We start from the raw sequence: 16,774 nt of genomic DNA, 5'->3' as shown, positions 1-16,774 counted from the left end.
TGTTTGACCCGGCCACAGTTTAGGATGCGCAAAACCCCGGGATGGAGCCGGTATGGTCGAGCCGCATCGCAGTTTTCTGTTTGGCGCCCGTGGGCGTCTGCTCTCTTTTAACCTGTTGGCCATGTCGCTGGCGCTGTTTATCGGATTGGTGGCCTACTACGGCTTTACCAACGCCGGGCGGCTGCTGCGTGAAATGCAGGAAAATACCCTGTCGGAGATGAACAGTGGCATGGAGGTGGGGGTCAAGACCGCCAAGGTGGCCACCTTTGCCATCAGCCTGACCCAGGTGGTTGGCGCCATGGAGTATCAGAGCGAGTCAGATCGCCTCAAGCTGGCACTCAAGGCGCAAAAGGCCTCGATTGACGAGATGGCGGTCTCCCCGCTCGCCAGCCGCCAACCCGCCCTGATTGCGCAAATCCAGCAACGCGCCAACGAGCTGCAACAAAGCGTGCAGCAGTTGCTCGACACCACCCGTGCCCGTCATCTCGACCGCCACAACTTACTCAGCTTGCTCTACCAGGCGCAATCCCAGCTCGATCTGATTGGCAGCATGCCTGCGGACCACTGGCCAAGTCGCGGCGATCAGGCAAGATTGAACACGCTGATCACGATGGCCTTGCCGATCCCCGCCTCTCCGGTGGTGCTCGAACAACTGGCCGCCGAGCGCAATGACTGGCAATGGCTGGCGCAGCGCGCCGATAACGAGCGCCGCCCCTATCTGTTGCAACTCACCGAGATCTTGAAACCGGTGCATGCGCTTGATCAAACCCTGAAAGATCGGGATCTGGCGATTGCCTATCACACCTTTCGCGTGCGCGCGCTGGTCGGCATGCTCGATGCGAGCATCAGTCAATATGTGCAGCTGGTTGCCGACTCGGCCAGCCAACGCGCGACGCACACCCAGCGCGAACTCTCCGCCAGCACCGGCACTGTCGAGGTGTTTGCCCTGCTCGCCCTGTTTATTACCGGACTGGCTGGCCGCTATATCTACCTCAACCTCGGGGTCCATCTAACCGCGATTGCCGATGCCATGACCAGGTTGGCCCAAGGCGAGCGTACCGTGCACGTGCCGGCACTCAAGCGCAAAGACGAACTCGGCGATCTGGCCCGTGCATTTAACGTGTTTGCTCAAAATGCAGCGGCGCTTGAGAAAGTCACCCGGTTGCTGCGAGAAAAGAGCGGGCAACTTGAGACCACCTTCCTCTCTATCCGAGATGGCTTCGCGCTGTTTGCCGCCGACGGCACCCTGGTGGTCAGCAACCCGCAATATGGCCAGCTGCTGCAAATCGGGGACATTGCTCCCGGCAGCCATTTTAACGATGTCCTGGCGCGCCTTCGCACCCACCCTACCTTGCACGATGAGCCGGCAATTCACGCCTTTGGTGACCATCACGACCTGGCGCAAAGCATTGAGCTGGCGCTGCCTGGCGAGCAGTTTGTCGAGCTGCACTTAACCCGGCTGCCCAACCAAGGCATTGCCAGCATGGTGCTTGATCGCACCATGCGTAAAAGCCTCGAAACCAAGCTGATTCATGATCAGAAAATGAAAGCCGTGGGCCATCTCACCGGCGGTATTGCCCATGATTTTAATAACTTGCTGGCGGTCATCCTGGGTAATCTGGGCCTGTTGCAAGAGAGTGGCCTAGGCGAGCGCACCCGGGTGCGCATTGAGCGCGCCCACAAGGCGGCCGAGCGCGGCGCCTTGCTGATCCAGCGGCTGCTCGCCTTCTCACGCAAGCAGGCATTGAGGCCGCAGGCGGTGGATCTGGAGCTGTTGGTGGCCAACCTGCGCGAGCTGATGGAGCACTCCCTGCCCGACTCGCTGCAATTAACCTATGAGGCAGCCCCCCACCTGCGCCGGGCCTGGATTGATGCCAATCAGCTCGAGAACTGCCTGATGAATCTGGTGGTCAATGCCCGCGATGCCATGGAAGGTCGCCATGGGCGCATCAGTCTGCGCCTGTTTAACCAGACGGTGTCGCGCAGCGGCGGCATCATTGAAGAGATGGTGAGTATTGAGGTGATGGATCAGGGCTGCGGCATGACGCCTGAGCTGGCAGCCCGGGTCTTTGAGCCCTTCTTTACCACCAAGCCCGCCGGTAAAGGCAGCGGGCTTGGCCTTTCCATGGTGTACGGATTTATTCGCCAATCCGGTGGCCGCGTGCAGATTGAGTCAGAGCTGGGACGGGGTACCTGCATTCGCCTGCAACTGCCCTGGGCGAGCCAGGAGCCTCAATTAGTGGTGGTCGATGCGCCGCCCGACACGCCATCGCAGCCGCTGGTGCATGGTGACGCATCGCCACTCGGAAGCGAACCGCCACAAGTAGCCGGCGAACCACCGCTCATCGTCGTGCTCGAAGATCAGGCCGATGTGCGCCAGACCCTGTGCGATTACCTGCATAACCTGGGGTTTATCACACTCGACAGTGCCAGCGCGGCCGATGTCATCGGCTGGGTGCAGCAGCTCGAATCGGTGCACCTGCTCATCAGCGACATCGCCCTACCCGGCCAGATGAGCGGGATTGATGTGGCCAATCTGGCGCGCGAGCAGCGCCCGGCACTGCCTGTGCTGCTGGTCAGCGGTCATGACTTTAGCGAGCAAGCCGCCCGATTGCACTATCCGCTGCTGATGAAGCCCTATGATCAGAACGATTTGCTGTGCCAGATAAACCAGCTACTCGCTCAAGAGGTGTCGCCAGCCTGATGGCCGCGTGGTGAACATCACAACGCCCTCATAGCGAGGGCGTTGTGATTGAGAGGTGATTTATTGCCCGACCGCGTCCTTGACGCCCAGATGCACCACCGGGTTTTCCGAGAAGAGATAGCGATCATCGGACATGTCATCGTCGAGGATCGAGGCTTTAAACAGCATCTGTTTGGTGTTCTCCAGATGCTGCCACATGGCGAGCTTGGCTGCCTGCGAATCTTTTCTGATCAAGGTTTTGAGGATTTGGTCGTGATCATCGCACCAGCTGTCGATGGCCTTGTCATCGATATGCTCGTGCAATTTACGCCAATAGGGATTGTGCTCGCGGTGCAGCCACAACTGCTCAATTAAGAGCACCAGCACCGAGTTCTGGGTCGCCTTGGCCACCTGAATATGAAACAGCTTGTCCCATTCGGAATCGCGCGCCCGATCTTCACCACGCGCCATCTCCTGAATGCGCAGCAGCTCCATGATGTCCTGCTTGGTCACCTGGGTAGCGGCAAACTCGGCGATGTTGCTCTCAAGCAGCTGACGCGCCTGCAGCAGCTCAAACGGTCCTGCGGTGAGCAGCGCGGCATCCAGCGTCGAGTCATGCTGCGGCGCCTGACCCTCCTGGGCAATCACATGAATGCCTGAGCCTTTTTGCACATCCACCAGCCCTTCCACTTCGAGCATGATAATGGCTTCACGCACCACGGTACGGCTGACATTCATCTCTTCGGCGATCAGTCGCTCGGCAGGTAACTTATCCCCTACCTTGTAACGCTGGCTGGCAATCTGCTGTTTTAAGTCGGCGGCAACCTTCTGATACAGCCGTTTTGACTCGAACATCTCCAGATCCATGCCACTCACTCCCGCCTGATAAGCCAAAGAACCGAACCCCATGCCGGCAATGTAAAGATGTTATACCAATTTAGCCACCGAGCAACAAGCTGGCGACCAGTAAGGGGAACGTCGGGCCTGATATTCGGCCATTTTGCCGCGACGCGGCCCACCGACCCAGCGCGATTACCGATCGGGTCACGGCTAACCACAGCACCGGCAAGGCCGCCAGGCACTTTTCAATAGCGGCAGCTGCACATTCAAATTGGTATAACAAATTTTCCCAAAACCCTAGCACCAGCAGGTTAGGTGTCGCGTCTGTGCTCTTTGAACCACCCAAAACAGAGCATAAAATGGCTCATATGAGAATCATATTTACTGCCGGATGTGTATTCACACCGAACATTTCATGATTTCTGTGATCTGGTTGGTATTTTTTGCTGATCGAAAACTGGACGACAGGTGTGACAGGAAGAATAATTGGTCCAACAACTTCGTGATATATCACATCATCCCCTCGGGAGCGACCAGCCATGAGCCTCTTTATGACCGATGATTTCCTGCTAGACAGCGCCTTTGCCCGCCAGCTCTATCATGATTTCGCCGCCGATCAGCCCATCATCGACTATCACTGCCACCTGCCGCCGGCCCTGATTGCCGACGATCATCGCTTTGCCAACCTGTTCGACATCTGGCTCAAGGGTGATCACTACAAGTGGCGCGCCATGCGCAGCAACGGGGTGGATGAGCGTTTTTGCACCGGTGATGCCAGCGATTACGAGAAGTTTGAAGCCTGGGCCAGTACCGTTCCCGAAACCATCGGTAACCCCCTCTACCACTGGACCCACCTCGAGTTGCGCCGTCCGTTTGGCATTACCGATACCCTGCTCGGCCCGCGAACTGCTCGCCAGATCTGGGATCGTTGCAATGACATGCTGGCCCGCCCCGATTTTTCGGCCCGCAGCATCATGACCAAGATGAATGTGAAGATGGTCGGCACCACCGATGATCCGATTGACGATCTGCGCCACCACGCGGCACTGGCCGCCGATAAGGGCTTTGCCGTTCAGGTGCTGCCAAGCTGGCGGCCAGACAAGGCGTTCAACATCGAGCTCGATAGCTTTGCTGACTACATGAGTCAACTTGGCGCCGTGAGCGACATAGAGATCCGCACCTTTGCCGACCTGACTACCGCCCTGACCCGCCGTCTCGACCATTTTGCCGCCCACGGCTGCAAAATTGCCGACCATGCGCTGGATGAAGTGCTGTATGCAGAGGCTGATGAAGCGGCCCTTGATGCCATGCTGGCCCGCCGTCTGGCCGGCGAGCGCCTTGAGCGCCGTGACGTGGCCGCCTTCAAGACCGCCGTGCTGCTTTTCCTTGGCGAGCAATACCATCAGCGCGGCTGGGTTCAGCAATATCACATCGGAGCGCTGCGCAATAACAATCACCGCCGCCTGATCACCCTTGGCCCGGACACCGGCTTTGACTCCATCAATGATGCCCCGGTCGCTCAGGCGCTCTCCCGTCTGCTGGATGCGCAAGATCGCAACAACCGTCTGCCGAAAACCATCCTCTACTGCCTCAATCCGAGCGACAACGAAGTGCTCGGCACCATGATCGGCAACTTCCAGGGGGATGGTATCCCCGGCAAGATGCAGTTTGGCTCCGGCTGGTGGTTTAACGATCAAAAAGATGGCATGGAGCGTCAACTGACCCAACTCGCCCAACTTGGCTTACTGAGCCGCTTTGTCGGCATGCTGACCGACAGTCGCAGTTTCCTCTCCTACACCCGTCACGAATACTTCCGCCGCATTTTGTGCCGGATGATCGGACGCTGGGTCGAGAGTGGTGAAGCCCCGGCGGACATCAATCTGCTCGGTCGCATGGTGCAAAACATCTGCTTTGACAATGCCCGCAACTACTTTGCCATTGAAGTGAATTGATTCCGGGTGGGAGCGAGCTTGCTCCCCCCACTGACACTGTGCGTTTTTCGTGGTGGCAACAGGCACCACGCCTGACGGTGAGCGGGCGACACAAGCCCGCCATCGCCACCCTAGCAAGGAGCAATCATGCCCTCATTTATCAAAATCCACCCCTCCGACAACGTGGTGGTGACACTGCGCGAACTGGCCGAAGGTGAGCAGCTCGAACTGGGGGATAGCACCCTCACGGTCAAGGCCACCACTGCCCGTGGTCACAAGCTGGCCCTGCGCGATCTGGCGCAAGGTGAGCACGTCATCAAGTACGGTCTGCCCATTGGCCATGCCAAAGCGCCGATTGCCAAAGGTGAACATGTGCACAACCACAACATGGGCACCAACTTAAGCGATCTCGATGAGTACAGCTACCAACCCGAGCTCACCTCGGCCAGCACTCACCTGCCCAATCGCGAGATCAATATCTATCGCCGCGCCAACGGTCAGGTCGGCGTGCGTAACGAGCTGTGGATCCTGCCAACCGTAGGCTGTGTCAACGCCCTGACCAAGCAGATGAAGCAACGCTTTGAGCAAGAGTGCGATCTCTCTGGCATCGATGGTATCCACCTGTTTAGCCACCAGTACGGCTGCTCCCAACTGGGTCAGGATCACCTCAACACCCGTACCTTGCTGCAAAACCTGGTGAACCACCCCAACTGCGGCGGTGTGCTGGTGGTAGGGCTTGGCTGCGAGAACAACCAGATCGCGGCATTTCGTGAGACCCTGGGCGACTTTGATACCGAGCGCACCCGCTTTATGGTCTGCCAACAGCACGACGATGAAGTAGAGCACGGTGTGGCCCAGCTCAAAGAGCTGCTGGCTATCATGCGCCAGGATACCCGCACCCCGGGCCACCTTGGCGAGCTGAGCTTTGGTCTCGAATGCGGTGGCTCGGATGGTTTCTCCGGCATCACCGCCAACCCGCTACTCGGCTGCTTCTCCGATTATGTGATTGAGCATGGCGGCACCACGGTGCTGACCGAAGTGCCGGAGATGTTCGGTGCCGAGCGCATCCTGATGTCGCGCTGCCGCGATGAAGCGGTGTTTGAGAAAACCGTCAAGATGGTCAATGACTTCAAGCAGTATTTCATCGACCATAACCAGCCCATCTATGAAAACCCGTCGCCAGGTAACAAGGCTGGCGGCATCTCGACGCTGGAAGAGAAATCCCTCGGTTGCACCCAAAAGGCCGGTGACAGTCAGGTGATTGACGTGCTGCCCTATGGTGCACGCCTGAGCCAGCCTGGTCTGAACCTGCTGAGCGCGCCGGGTAACGACGCCGTGGCCACCAGCGCGCTGGCCGGTGCCGGCTGCCACATGGTGCTGTTTAGTACCGGTCGCGGGACGCCCTATGGCGGACCGGTACCGACCGTCAAGCTGGCGACGAACAGCGATCTGGCGCGCCGCAAGCCGCACTGGATCGACTTTAACGCCGGTACGCTAGTCGAAGGTGTCAGCATGCCCGCCCTGCTTGAGCAGTTTGTCGATCTCATCGTCGATATCGCCAACGGCAAGCCGGCCCGTAACGAAATCAACGATTTCCGCGAGCTGGCCATATTCAAAAGTGGCGTCACGCTCTAAACGCACGGTATGCAGAAAACAGCACGGGGAGGCCACTGGCCTCCCCGATTTTTTACTGCTTAACGCGTCGGTGATGACGCGCCCTGCAATTCACGGCGCAGCTGCTTTGCGGCCGCCACCATCACCGTCAAGGCCGCTTCGGTCTCTTCCCAGCCACGGGTTTTAAGACCACAGTCCGGGTTCACCCACAGCCGCTTGACCGGAATAAGCTCGGCGGCGCGGCGCAGCAAGCCTTCAATCCACGGCTGGCTCGGCACGTTGGGCGAGTGAATGTCATACACGCCCGGCCCGATTTCGTTGGGGTAGTTAAAGCGCTCGAAGGCTTCGAGCAGCTGCATCTGGCTACGGCTGGTCTCGATGGTGATGACATCGGCATCCAGCGCCGCCACCGCCTCGATGATGAGGTTAAAATCGCTGTAGCACATGTGGGTGTGGATCTGGGTGTCATCACGCACCACGCTGGCACTTAGGCGAAACGAACGCACAGCCCAATCCAGGTAAGCCTGATGATCCTGACGGCGCAGCGGCAACCCTTCACGGATGGCCGGCTCATCGATCTGGATCACTTTCACCCCTGCCGCCTCGAGATCGGCCACCTCGTCGCGGATCGCCAGACCAATCTGCAGCGCCGACTGCTCGCGGCTCACATCTTCGCGCGGGAACGACCAGCACAAAATGGTCACCGGTCCCGTCAGCATCCCCTTGACCGGCTTATCGGTCAGGCTCTGGGCATAGCGGGTCCACTCGACGGTCATTGGCGTCGGGCGGTCAATATCTCCGGTGATGACTGGCGGCTTGACGCAGCGCGAGCCATAGCTTTGCACCCAACCAAAGCGGGTGATGGCAAAACCACTGAGCAGCTCACCGAAATACTCCACCATGTCGTTACGCTCGGCTTCACCGTGCACCAGCACATCCAGGCCAATCGCCTCCTGGCGGCTAATCGCGTCGTTGATCTGCTCGCGGATCCCGGCTTCATAAGCGCCATTGTCGATGCGACCGGCGCGCCACTCCTGACGCAGGGTACGGATCGCTGACGTTTGCGGGAATGAACCGATGGTGGTGGTTGGCAGCAGCGGCAAACCGAGGGCGGCTGATTGCGCCGCCGCACGCACGCCATACGCCGATTGGCGATGGAAATCTTGCTCACTTAAGGTCGCAAGACGCGCCTGAACCGCTGGCTTATGCACGCTTTTATCCGTCTCACGCTCGATGATCGGCTGGCTGTAGGCAATCAGCTCGGCGTGATTGCCACTTTCAAGGGCACGGGCCAGCAGCCCCAACTCGTGGCATTTTTGGGTGGCAAAGGCAAACCAGCTCTTTACCTGGGGCGGCAAGGTGGTTTCCAGATTGAGATCAACCGGGCTGTGCAGCAGCGAGCAGGAGCTGGCAATCCACAGCCGCTCGCCAAGGCGCGCTTTAAGCGGCGCCAGACGCTCTTGCCAGCGCTTGAGGTTAGCCCGCCACACATTGCGGCCATTGATAACGCCAGCCGACACCACCCAGTGCGGCGGCAGTGCCGGGATCAGGGTCTCGATCTGCTCGGGTGCAGCGACCAGGTCCAGGTGCAGGCCATCGACTTTCAAGCTAGTGATAAGCTCACGTTGATGCTCGACCGAGCCAAAATAGGGGGTCAGCAGCAGCTTGCAGGGGCCAGCGAGCCGCTCATAGGCACGCAAGTAGGCAAGGCGCCACTCATCGGGCAGATCCAACGTCAAGGCCGGCTCATCCATCTGTACCCACTGCACCCCTTGCGCGGCGAGCTTGGCCAGGATCTCCTGATAAACGATCAGCAGTCGCTCAAGCAGATCGAGTCGGGAGAACCCGGCCTCTTTCTCTTTGCCAAGCCACAGATATGAGACAGGCCCAAGCAGCACCGCTTTGACGGGCAAATCTAACGCCTTGGCCTCTTGCACCTCATCAAAGAGCTGCGACCAACCGAGCTTAAAGCGCTGATCGCGGCTAAATTCGGGCACCAGATAGTGATAGTTGGTGTTAAACCACTTGGTCATTTCGGCAGCAGCGGCGTGCGGGCCGGTCGGCGCGCGGCCACGGGCAACCCGGAACAGGGTATCGAGATCCGTGTCACCGGCGCGGTGGCGCTCAGGAATGGCATCGACCAGCAAACTGGTGCCGAGCACCTGATCGTACCAGGCAAAATCGCCAACCGGCAGCAGGCTCACTCCAGCATCACGCTGGGCCAGCCAGTGACGAGTGCGCAGCGTCTTGCCCAAGGTCAGCAGTTCATCGCGATCTATCTCGCCACGCCAATAGGCCTCGATAGCAAATTTCAGTTCGCGGCGCGCGCCGATGCGGGGAAATCCCAGGGTGTGTGCTTGAGTCATCGCCTTCTCTCTTGATTATCAGCTCATGTTATAGGCTGGCGACCTTATTTAGCCGTCCAGATGTTTACACATCCAGAATGACAAGCTATGGTGGGGCTGACTACTGAATCCTGTTCAACTGGCTCTCAAGGATTTCTCAAGCAGGAGCATGCATGGAATTCAAACACTTGCGAACTATCTCGGCCCTGGCCGAGCAGGGCTCGCTGGCGGGCGCGGCAGTGGCGCTAAACCTCACCCAGTCGGCCCTCTCCCACCAGCTCAAGGAGCTGGAAGGGCGTCTCGGCGGCGAGCTTTATTTGCGCAAAAGCCGGCCACTGTGTTTCACCCCGGCCGGTGAGCTGGTGCTTAAACTCGCGCACAGCGTCTTGCCGCTGGTCAACCAGACGGAAAAGCAGCTGCAGGCGCTGCAAAACGGGAATCAAGGAGAGCTGCATCTGGCGCTCGATTGCCACAGCTGCATTCATTGGCTGCTGCCCCTGCTGCCTGCCTTTCGCCGCGATTGGCCGGGTATTGAGCTCGAGGTCGAATCCCTACCGGGCTTTGACACCATTGCCAGCCTGTTGGCCGGACAGCTGGATCTGCTGCTGACTTCTGATGTGCAGGTGCGCGGCGATCTCCATTTCGAGCCGCTGTTTGATTACCGCTTGGAGCTGGTGATGGCGCCTGATCACCCCTTGGCGACCACAGCGAAGATTGAGCCTGACGATCTGCTGCGCGAAGTGCTGCTGATCTACCCGGTAGAGCGTGCGCGGATGGATGTGTTCAGCCGCTTTTTGCAACCGGCAACCATTGAACCAGCGCGCTGCAAGGTCGTTGATAACACCTCGGTGATGCTGCAAATGGCCGCCGCCGGCTTTGGGGTGGCTGCTCTGCCCGATTGGGCCAGTAGCGAGTTTGTCAGGCAGGGCATGTTGGTGGCCAAGCCACTGGGCACCGGGATCACCCGTCATATGTATGGCGCAGTGCGGGCTAGCGAGCGGCAGCAGTCCGCCCTGCAGGGCTTGTTTACCCTGATACGCCACGCCATGGCCGCTAAATGAAAAACGCGCCAAAAGGCGCGCTTTTCATCGGGTCAACATTATGCTTTGGCCAGCTTGGCCTTGATGCCACCGATCACCATCGGTAGCAGCGAGATGATGATGATGCCAAAAATAAGCAGGGTGAAGTTGTGACGAACCACCGGCAGGTTACCAAAGAAGTGGCCGGCGTAGACAAAGCTCACCACCCACAGCAGGCCACCGACGAAGTTGAAGGCGAGAAAGCGCGGATAGGTCATGGCCCCCATACCGGCCACAAACGGCGCGAAGGTGCGCACGATGGGCAGGAAACGGGTGATGATGATGGTCTTGCCGCCATGCTTGGCATAAAACGCATGGGTCTTGTCCAGATGATCGCGCCGGAAGATCTTGGAGTTGGAATTCTGGAACAGCTTTTCGCCAAAGAAGTGGCCGATGGTGTAGTTGACCACGTTGCCCAGCACGGCTGCGATGATCATCACAGCCGCCAGCGTATGCACATCCAGCACCGAGCCAACGGTCAGGGCGCCGGCGGCAAACAGCAGCGAGTCACCCGGCAGGAAAGGCGTCACTACCAGACCGGTTTCACAGAAGATGATCAGAAACAGGATGGCGTAAACCCACACACCGTAGTTCTCAAACAGCTCTTTAAGATGTACGTCCACATGCAGGATGAAGTCGACGAGATAAAGGATCAGATCCATGGTTGTCCACTCGAGTTAAAACTGGTGCAGAGTCTACTCTGCCGCTCTCAGCACGACAATCTGGGGGTCAAGGTTTTTATTGGGTTAAGAATCTAATCAAGATCACATTGCCGAGCAAAATCCCGATGCATGCTGGGCATTACGTGATTTATTCAAAGGTTGGCTCTGTGGCCAGCATCTGGAGTCGCCCCATGCCCCGCCAAGCGCTGCGTAAACCGGTCCTGGTCAGCCACATCTTTCCCCGTGGCTATGACAAACGCCATCATCCCCGCCTGCTGCTCGAAGGACGCGGCTTTGCTATCCACGGACGACGGGTTCATCACTGGCTCGACTGGTTGCGACCGGCGCCTCTGCTCAAAGTGCTCAATATCAGCGTGGCCGGCCTGGGCCTGCTCAGCCGGCGCCGTTTTCGCCCGGGCGATGAGTTGCGACTTCCCTCGCCGGTGAGCCGCACGGCACTGACCTTGCTGGTGGTACGCAGTGAACGGGATACGCTCAATCCGCGCCTCTACTACACCGGGGCCCGCTGGTTTAACCCGATGACCGTTGCCCTGTTTCGCGAGTGGACCGATCTGGTGGCATTGAGTGAACGCAGCCAGTTTCAGCGGGAAATTGTCAGTCTGCCACGGCGCTGATCACTGCGCCCGAGAAAAGGTCCGCTTCATCGGATGGTAGAAAATCTGCCCGGCCGGGGGCTGGTACCCGTCCAGAATCGGATTTTCCAGCTCAAGCAGACGGCGCTTTGCCACATCAAGCTTGCCGATATCCTCAGCAAAAAAGTGTTGCCACAACGCCTGCAACGAGCCATCGCGCATGGCCAGCGCCAACCCCTGCTCGACGCGCGCCAACCCGGCTTGGTCACGCTCGTTGGCAAAAAACAGGCGCGGCAGCGGATAGTGCAGCAGCAAATTGGGCTCAAGCACCAGTGAGCTGAGCGCTGCATTGGCTTTGAGCTCCGGCATCACCTCGTTAAGACCACGGCAAAGCAGCTCAAAGCGGCCAGAATCGAGCATGCGGAACAAGCTGTCATACTTGCCCACCTCCATCACCTGCTGACCGGCATAGCGCAAAATCCGGGTATCGACCCAGCCGGCGCCCTGACCGTGGATAAAGGCGCCCAGCGCCTTGAGTGAATCCACCCCGGCCAGCGATGGCAGCAGCTGTTTACGAGTCAGGCAAACCCGATAGCCCGTCACCCCCATGCTGACATCATGGTTACCGCGCACCACCCGGCTATTGATAAGCTCGGGGCTGTAGCTAAAGACCGCCATAAAATTGCTATAACTGCCGAGATTAAGCTGCTGGATGGCACGCGCGGTATTCATCGGGATAGTCGGCAGCAAACGATAATCACCGTACTGCTTGCGGGTTTTCTCCAGCGCCAGGCGCAGCACCGCTATCTGATATTCATTGCGCGTGTCTTTGTTGCTTTCCGCCACCCGATAGTGAAACTCGGTCACATCGGCCAGCACAGCAGAAGAGCACAGGATTGCCCATAACGTGAGCAACAAACAGAGCGAGCCAAATGGCCAACGGGGGACAAGGTATTTTTTCATGCTGTTTCTTTGGTACGGCGGGAACAGATTACCCATCACTATGGCTGCCCACGGCCCAATGCGCCACGTTCAACGTGGCAGATGCAGCGCCAACCACACTGCCAGCGGGATCACCAGCAGTGAGAGCGCGTTTCCACCAAGCACTATGCTGGCCACTTCCTTGGGCTGACACTGGTACTTTTCGCACAAGACGTAATTAAGCACCGCTGGCGGCAGCGCCACCGAGACCAGCAATAGCGGCAGCCACTCCGGTTGCAGCGGCAGCAACCACCACACCAGCATGAGCGACAAGGCGCCCACCAGTAGATAGGCAAGATTAGCCAGCAGCGCCAGCCGGATGTCTTCGATGCCCCCTTCAAGCAGCCGGATCCCGAGGGCAAACAGCATGATGGGTACCGACAGCTGGCCAAGCATGGAGGCGGTAGTGAGCACAAAGCCGGGCAACGGAATATGCAAATTCGCCACCAGCAGTCCGGCCAACGCCGCCCAAGGCATGGGATTTTTAAGCCACACCCAGCGCGATTGACCACTCGATAAAATCGCCAGCCCGACCGAGAAGTGCAACAGATTGGAGAGCACGAACAACATGACAATGGCGCCCAATTGCTGCTCGCCAAAGGCCAGCAGCATCAAGGGGATCCCCAGATTACCGGTGTTGCGAAACATGGCCGGGACGACCCGCGCCTGCCAGCTCAGTCCGGGCAGTGGCAAAACGCGCAGCAGCAGGCCTGGCAGCAGGATCAGCACGCAGCCAGCCAGCAGCAAAGGTAGATAGTGGCCGAGCGCCAGCGGGTATTTGACCAGCGCCGAGAAGACCAGCGCCGGGGTAAAGAGCTCAATATTGGCCTGATTGACAAAGTGCAGGTCGCCACCCGGGCGCCAGCGGCCATAAAGGGCGCCGCAGGCCACCACGGCAAACACCGGGATGACGATATCAAGCAGGGCGACGAGCATCGTCAGGTCAGGCCAACGCGCTGTGGCGCTGCAAGATGACCGGCTCGAGTGTGACTTCACCCTGCCCGGTCGAAAACCAGAGCTGACCGTCGGAAATGGTGCAGGTGATCTGCATGGTCCGCTCGGCCAGCGCCGCCAGAGCCTGGGTTTGCGCCTCGGGCAAGTCAATCACGCTGAGGTGATCATATTGGGAGAGCTTGCCCTGATTTTGCTTCCACCACACCTGTACGCCGCGACCGCCATAGGTATAGAGCACCACCTCGCGTGAGCGGTTGCAGGCTTTGCGGATGCGCCGCTCGTCCGGCAGGCCGAGATCAATCCAGAGCTCAATCTCGTCACTGTAGCTCTTTTGCCACAGCTCCGGCTCATCGTCGGCACACAATCCTTTGGTAAATTCGAGACGCTCGGCAGCATGCCAGGCAAAGGCGGCCAGGCGGATCATCATCCGTTCATCGGTTTCGGAGGGATGGCGCGCGAGGGTCAGGGAGTAATCCTGATAGAGGCCCCGGTCCATGTCGGAGAGGGAAATTTGCGCCTTGAATACGGTTGCCTTGAGGGCCATAGCACACCTTGAACGACTTTTTAGTGGCGCTATTGTACTGCAAAGCGGCTGCGGTGACGACGCCACCGCAGCAAAAACGGGTTATTCGTCAGCCGGTTGTACACCCAGTGCCACCAGCAGGGCGCAGCTGGCAACGGCCACGGCGATAAAGCCGCTCAGAAAGATAAACGGCATGGCCCCGTAACCTAAAATGGTCCAGACAGTCTGCTCGAGTACGCTCATGGTGACACTCCCTTGTGTGTGACCCGCTCATTTGACCCGACAGACTGACTTGGCACCATGCCACCAAAGTAATAAACCGGATGTTCATTTGATCAAGGTCAATTTTTAAAGCTGGATTTCTGACCCCGGCATACCCAAAAAACAACGGGCCACCTTTTGGCGGCCCGCTGTTTGCGTCGGACTTAGTTCGGGTAGAAACGCGTCCCTTCCAGCGACATGCGTTTGAGCAGCGGGCTCGGTGCAAAACGCTCACCAAAGCGCTGCTGATAGTGCTCAAGGCGAGCCACCAGCTTATCGAGCCCCATGCTGTCCATGTAGCGAAACGGACCGCCCAAAAACGGCGGGAAGCCGATGCCGAAGATGGCACCGATATCACCGTCGCGAGCCGATGCCACCACCCCGGCATCGAGGGCAATGGCGGCTTCATTGAGCATCATCAGCACGCAGCGCTCGGCCATCTCCTCGTTGCCCAGCTTGGCCACTGGTTTGATCCCGAGCACCTCATAGACGCTGGCATCAACCAGCTTCTTGCCGCGCTTGGCCGCCTTGCCGTAGAGGTAGAAGCCCTTGCCGTTCTTGCGCCCCTTGCGCTCGGCTTTTAGCAGCTTGTCAAAGGCAGCCGGCGCCTGGAAACGCTCGCCGCCCAGTTCACGCTCGAGAATCGGCGAGATCTTGGCACCCACGTCGATGCCCACTTCATCGAGCAAATTGATGGGGCCAACCGGGAAGCCGAAATCGAGCAATGCGCCATCGAGCGATTCCACCGGCTCCCCTTCAAGCACAATGCGCGCGGCCTCATTCATATAGGGCGCCAAAATGCGATTAACATAAAAACCCGCCTCATCCTTGACCACGATCGGCGTCTTGCCCTGTGCACGGGCAAACGCCAACGTGGTGGCCACCGTTTCGGCACTGGTGCCGGCATGGGGGATGATCTCGGCCAGCGGCATTTTATCGACCGGACTGAAGTAGTGCAGACCCACCACCTGCTGCGGATACGCCGCCCCTTCGGCAATCTGACCAATCGGCAGTGAAGAGGTGTTGGAGGCAAAGATCACCTTACCCTGCCCGGCCTGCTCAATATCAGCCACCATCTGGCGCTTGAGGGCGAGATCTTCAAATACCGCCTCCACCACCAGATCCACCCGATGAAAACCGCTGTAATCGAGCGAGCCTGACAGCATGCTCATCTGCTTTTCCAGCTCACTACGTAAAATCTGCCGGCGTTTGAGCTTTTTACTCAGTAAATCAAAGCTGTAGCGCAAGGCATTACTAATTCCGGCATGGGCCACATCCTTGATGCGTACCGGCACACCGGCGCGGCTGGCGGTGACATAGGCAATACCGCCCCCCATGAGGCCGCCACCCAGAACGCCCACATGACTCACTTTGCCAGGGGCTGCGCCTTGATAGTTCACCTCTTTTTTCATCTCGGTGGTGGCAAAAAACAGGGCGCGCAGCGCCGCTGATTCAGCCGTTGCCACCAGCTCACCGAAGTAATGCGCTTCGGCGGCCAGTCCTGCGCTCATCCCCTGCTCTACGCCGGTTTTCACCACCTCAAGAATGCGCAGCGGCGCCGGATAATTACCACGGGTCTTGGCCATCACCCCTTTACGGGCCTGATCAAAAAGCACCTTGCGACCGAGTGGATTGGTCTCGAGCAGCTTGCCCTGCAGATCCCGTTTGAGATGACGCTTGGGCTTACCCTGCTTGACCAGCTTAAGGGCGGCGTCCAGCAAGATGCTCGGCGGCACCAGATCGTCGATAAGACCGAGCTTTTTAGCCTGCTTGGCGCGAACTTGCTTACCGGTCAAAATCAGATCAAGCGCCTTGGCCACCCCAATCAGACGCGGCAGGCGCTGAGTACCGCCCGAGCCCGGCAGCAGACCAAGCTGCACTTCCGGCAAACCCAGCACCGTCTTGCCATGATCGGTGGCAACCCGGCCGTGACAAGCGAGCGCCAGCTCCAAACCACCACCTAGGCAGGGGCCGTGAATGGCGGCGATCACCGGAATGGCCAGCGCCTCGATCTCGCCAAACAGCGTCTGCCCGGCTTTGGCCAGCTGCTCGGCGTCGGCCGCACTCTTGCAGGCATCGAGCATGCTGATATCCGCGCCGGCGATAAACGAATCGGGTTTGCCCGAGCGGATCACCATGCCTATCAGATCGTTGTTATCACGCACTTTGGCCAGCACAGCGCGCACCTCATCGACGAAGGCGGCTTTGAGAGTATTCATGCTCTCGCCCGGCACATCCATGGTCAGCAGGGCAATGCCATCATCACGGATCTCGAGGGTAAAGCTGTTTACTTGGGTCTCCATTCTCA

At 58.8% G+C, this 16,774-nt stretch carries 13 protein-coding genes; 5 read left to right on the top strand and 8 right to left on the bottom strand.

Annotated features, from left to right (window positions below; all coding sequences use genetic code 11):
* Positions 1-52 precede the first annotated feature (52 nt).
* Positions 53-2,704, top strand: coding sequence for a hybrid sensor histidine kinase/response regulator (locus BW958_RS04435; protein WP_076574517.1), 2,652 nt, complete (start codon positions 53-55; stop codon positions 2,702-2,704).
* Positions 2,705-2,764: 60 nt separating this feature from the next.
* Here BW958_RS04435 and exuR read toward each other — a convergent pair whose 3' ends face one another.
* Positions 2,765-3,550 (bottom strand): transcriptional regulator ExuR, encoded by a 786-nt coding sequence (exuR, locus tag BW958_RS04430; RefSeq protein ID WP_306169658.1) that lies wholly within the window; start codon positions 3,548-3,550, stop codon positions 2,765-2,767.
* A 512-nt stretch (positions 3,551-4,062) separates the two neighbouring features.
* Between exuR and uxaC the strand changes: the two genes are divergently transcribed.
* Entirely contained in the window at positions 4,063-5,475 is a 1,413-nt protein-coding gene (gene uxaC, locus BW958_RS04425; RefSeq protein WP_076574516.1) for a glucuronate isomerase, read from the top strand.
* Positions 5,476-5,601: 126 nt separating this feature from the next.
* Entirely contained in the window at positions 5,602-7,089 is a 1,488-nt protein-coding gene (locus BW958_RS04420) for a UxaA family hydrolase (RefSeq protein ID WP_076574515.1), read from the top strand.
* 59 nt (positions 7,090-7,148) lie between these two features.
* Here the strand turns inward: BW958_RS04420 and metE are convergent, their stop codons facing one another.
* Positions 7,149-9,434 carry a 5-methyltetrahydropteroyltriglutamate--homocysteine S-methyltransferase gene (gene metE / locus BW958_RS04415; protein WP_076574514.1) on the bottom strand — a complete coding sequence of 762 codons (2,286 nt, stop codon included), beginning with the start codon at positions 9,432-9,434 and terminating at the stop codon, positions 7,149-7,151.
* A gap of 152 nt (positions 9,435-9,586) precedes the next feature.
* On the opposite strand from metE, the gene BW958_RS04410 reads away from it, so the two are divergent.
* Positions 9,587-10,474, top strand: a complete 888-nt coding sequence (locus BW958_RS04410) for a LysR substrate-binding domain-containing protein (protein WP_076574513.1) — start codon at positions 9,587-9,589, stop codon at positions 10,472-10,474.
* 38 nt (positions 10,475-10,512) lie between these two features.
* On the opposite strand, the gene BW958_RS04405 is transcribed toward BW958_RS04410, so the two are convergent.
* A complete protein-coding gene (locus tag BW958_RS04405) occupies positions 10,513-11,154 on the bottom strand; it encodes a DedA family protein (RefSeq protein WP_076574512.1) in 642 nt (213 codons plus the stop codon).
* 191 nt (positions 11,155-11,345) lie between these two features.
* Here BW958_RS04405 and BW958_RS04400 point away from each other — a divergent pair, with 191 nt between their 5' ends.
* Entirely contained in the window at positions 11,346-11,789 is a 444-nt protein-coding gene (locus BW958_RS04400; protein ID WP_076574511.1) for a hypothetical protein, read from the top strand.
* Here BW958_RS04400 and BW958_RS04395 read toward each other — a convergent pair whose 3' ends face one another.
* From BW958_RS04395 to fadJ, 5 genes are all read right to left on the bottom strand, one after another.
* Positions 11,790-12,710: a hypothetical protein gene (locus BW958_RS04395; RefSeq protein ID WP_076574510.1), complete on the bottom strand. Its 921-nt coding sequence runs from the start codon at positions 12,708-12,710 to the stop codon at positions 11,790-11,792. It lies immediately after the preceding gene.
* Positions 12,711-12,779: 69 nt separating this feature from the next.
* A complete protein-coding gene (locus tag BW958_RS04390; protein WP_076574509.1) occupies positions 12,780-13,664 on the bottom strand; it encodes an AEC family transporter in 885 nt (294 codons plus the stop codon).
* Between the two features lie 7 nt (positions 13,665-13,671).
* Complete coding sequence (locus BW958_RS04385; RefSeq protein ID WP_076574508.1) at positions 13,672-14,226, bottom strand: YaeQ family protein; 555 nt, start codon at positions 14,224-14,226, stop codon at positions 13,672-13,674.
* Positions 14,227-14,307: 81 nt separating this feature from the next.
* Positions 14,308-14,448, bottom strand: a complete 141-nt coding sequence (locus tag BW958_RS04380; RefSeq protein WP_076574507.1) for a TIGR02808 family protein — start codon at positions 14,446-14,448, stop codon at positions 14,308-14,310.
* Between the two features lie 182 nt (positions 14,449-14,630).
* The gene (gene fadJ, locus BW958_RS04375; protein WP_076574506.1) at positions 14,631-16,769 is read right to left on the bottom strand and encodes a fatty acid oxidation complex subunit alpha FadJ; all 2,139 of its coding nucleotides are present in this window, start codon (positions 16,767-16,769) and stop codon (positions 14,631-14,633) included.
* Positions 16,770-16,774: the final 5 nt, after the last annotated feature.

The sequence above is a fragment of the Aeromonas sp. RU39B genome, assembly GCF_900156095.1.
Taxonomy (GTDB): domain Bacteria; phylum Pseudomonadota; class Gammaproteobacteria; order Enterobacterales; family Aeromonadaceae; genus Aeromonas.
The sequence above is the reverse complement of the archived record's forward strand: the minus strand, read 5'-3'. Positions and strand labels throughout refer to the sequence as shown.

What these genes read in the sequence shown, in the direction of transcription:
- BW958_RS04435 (WP_076574517.1), top strand. Translation starts at nt 53, where the DNA reads ATGGTCGAGCCGCATCGCAGTTTTCTGTTTGGCGCCCGTGGGCGTCTG.
- exuR (WP_306169658.1), bottom strand. Translation starts at nt 3,550, where the DNA reads ATGGATCTGGAGATGTTCGAGTCAAAACGGCTGTATCAGAAGGTTGCC.
- uxaC (WP_076574516.1), top strand. Translation starts at nt 4,063, where the DNA reads ATGAGCCTCTTTATGACCGATGATTTCCTGCTAGACAGCGCCTTTGCC.
- BW958_RS04420 (WP_076574515.1), top strand. Translation starts at nt 5,602, where the DNA reads ATGCCCTCATTTATCAAAATCCACCCCTCCGACAACGTGGTGGTGACA.
- metE (WP_076574514.1), bottom strand. Translation starts at nt 9,434, where the DNA reads ATGACTCAAGCACACACCCTGGGATTTCCCCGCATCGGCGCGCGCCGC.
- BW958_RS04410 (WP_076574513.1), top strand. Translation starts at nt 9,587, where the DNA reads ATGGAATTCAAACACTTGCGAACTATCTCGGCCCTGGCCGAGCAGGGC.
- BW958_RS04405 (WP_076574512.1), bottom strand. Translation starts at nt 11,154, where the DNA reads ATGGATCTGATCCTTTATCTCGTCGACTTCATCCTGCATGTGGACGTA.
- BW958_RS04400 (WP_076574511.1), top strand. Translation starts at nt 11,346, where the DNA reads ATGCCCCGCCAAGCGCTGCGTAAACCGGTCCTGGTCAGCCACATCTTT.
- BW958_RS04395 (WP_076574510.1), bottom strand. Translation starts at nt 12,710, where the DNA reads ATGAAAAAATACCTTGTCCCCCGTTGGCCATTTGGCTCGCTCTGTTTG.
- BW958_RS04390 (WP_076574509.1), bottom strand. Translation starts at nt 13,664, where the DNA reads ATGCTCGTCGCCCTGCTTGATATCGTCATCCCGGTGTTTGCCGTGGTG.
- BW958_RS04385 (WP_076574508.1), bottom strand. Translation starts at nt 14,226, where the DNA reads ATGGCCCTCAAGGCAACCGTATTCAAGGCGCAAATTTCCCTCTCCGAC.
- BW958_RS04380 (WP_076574507.1), bottom strand. Translation starts at nt 14,448, where the DNA reads ATGAGCGTACTCGAGCAGACTGTCTGGACCATTTTAGGTTACGGGGCC.
- fadJ (WP_076574506.1), bottom strand. Translation starts at nt 16,769, where the DNA reads ATGGAGACCCAAGTAAACAGCTTTACCCTCGAGATCCGTGATGATGGC.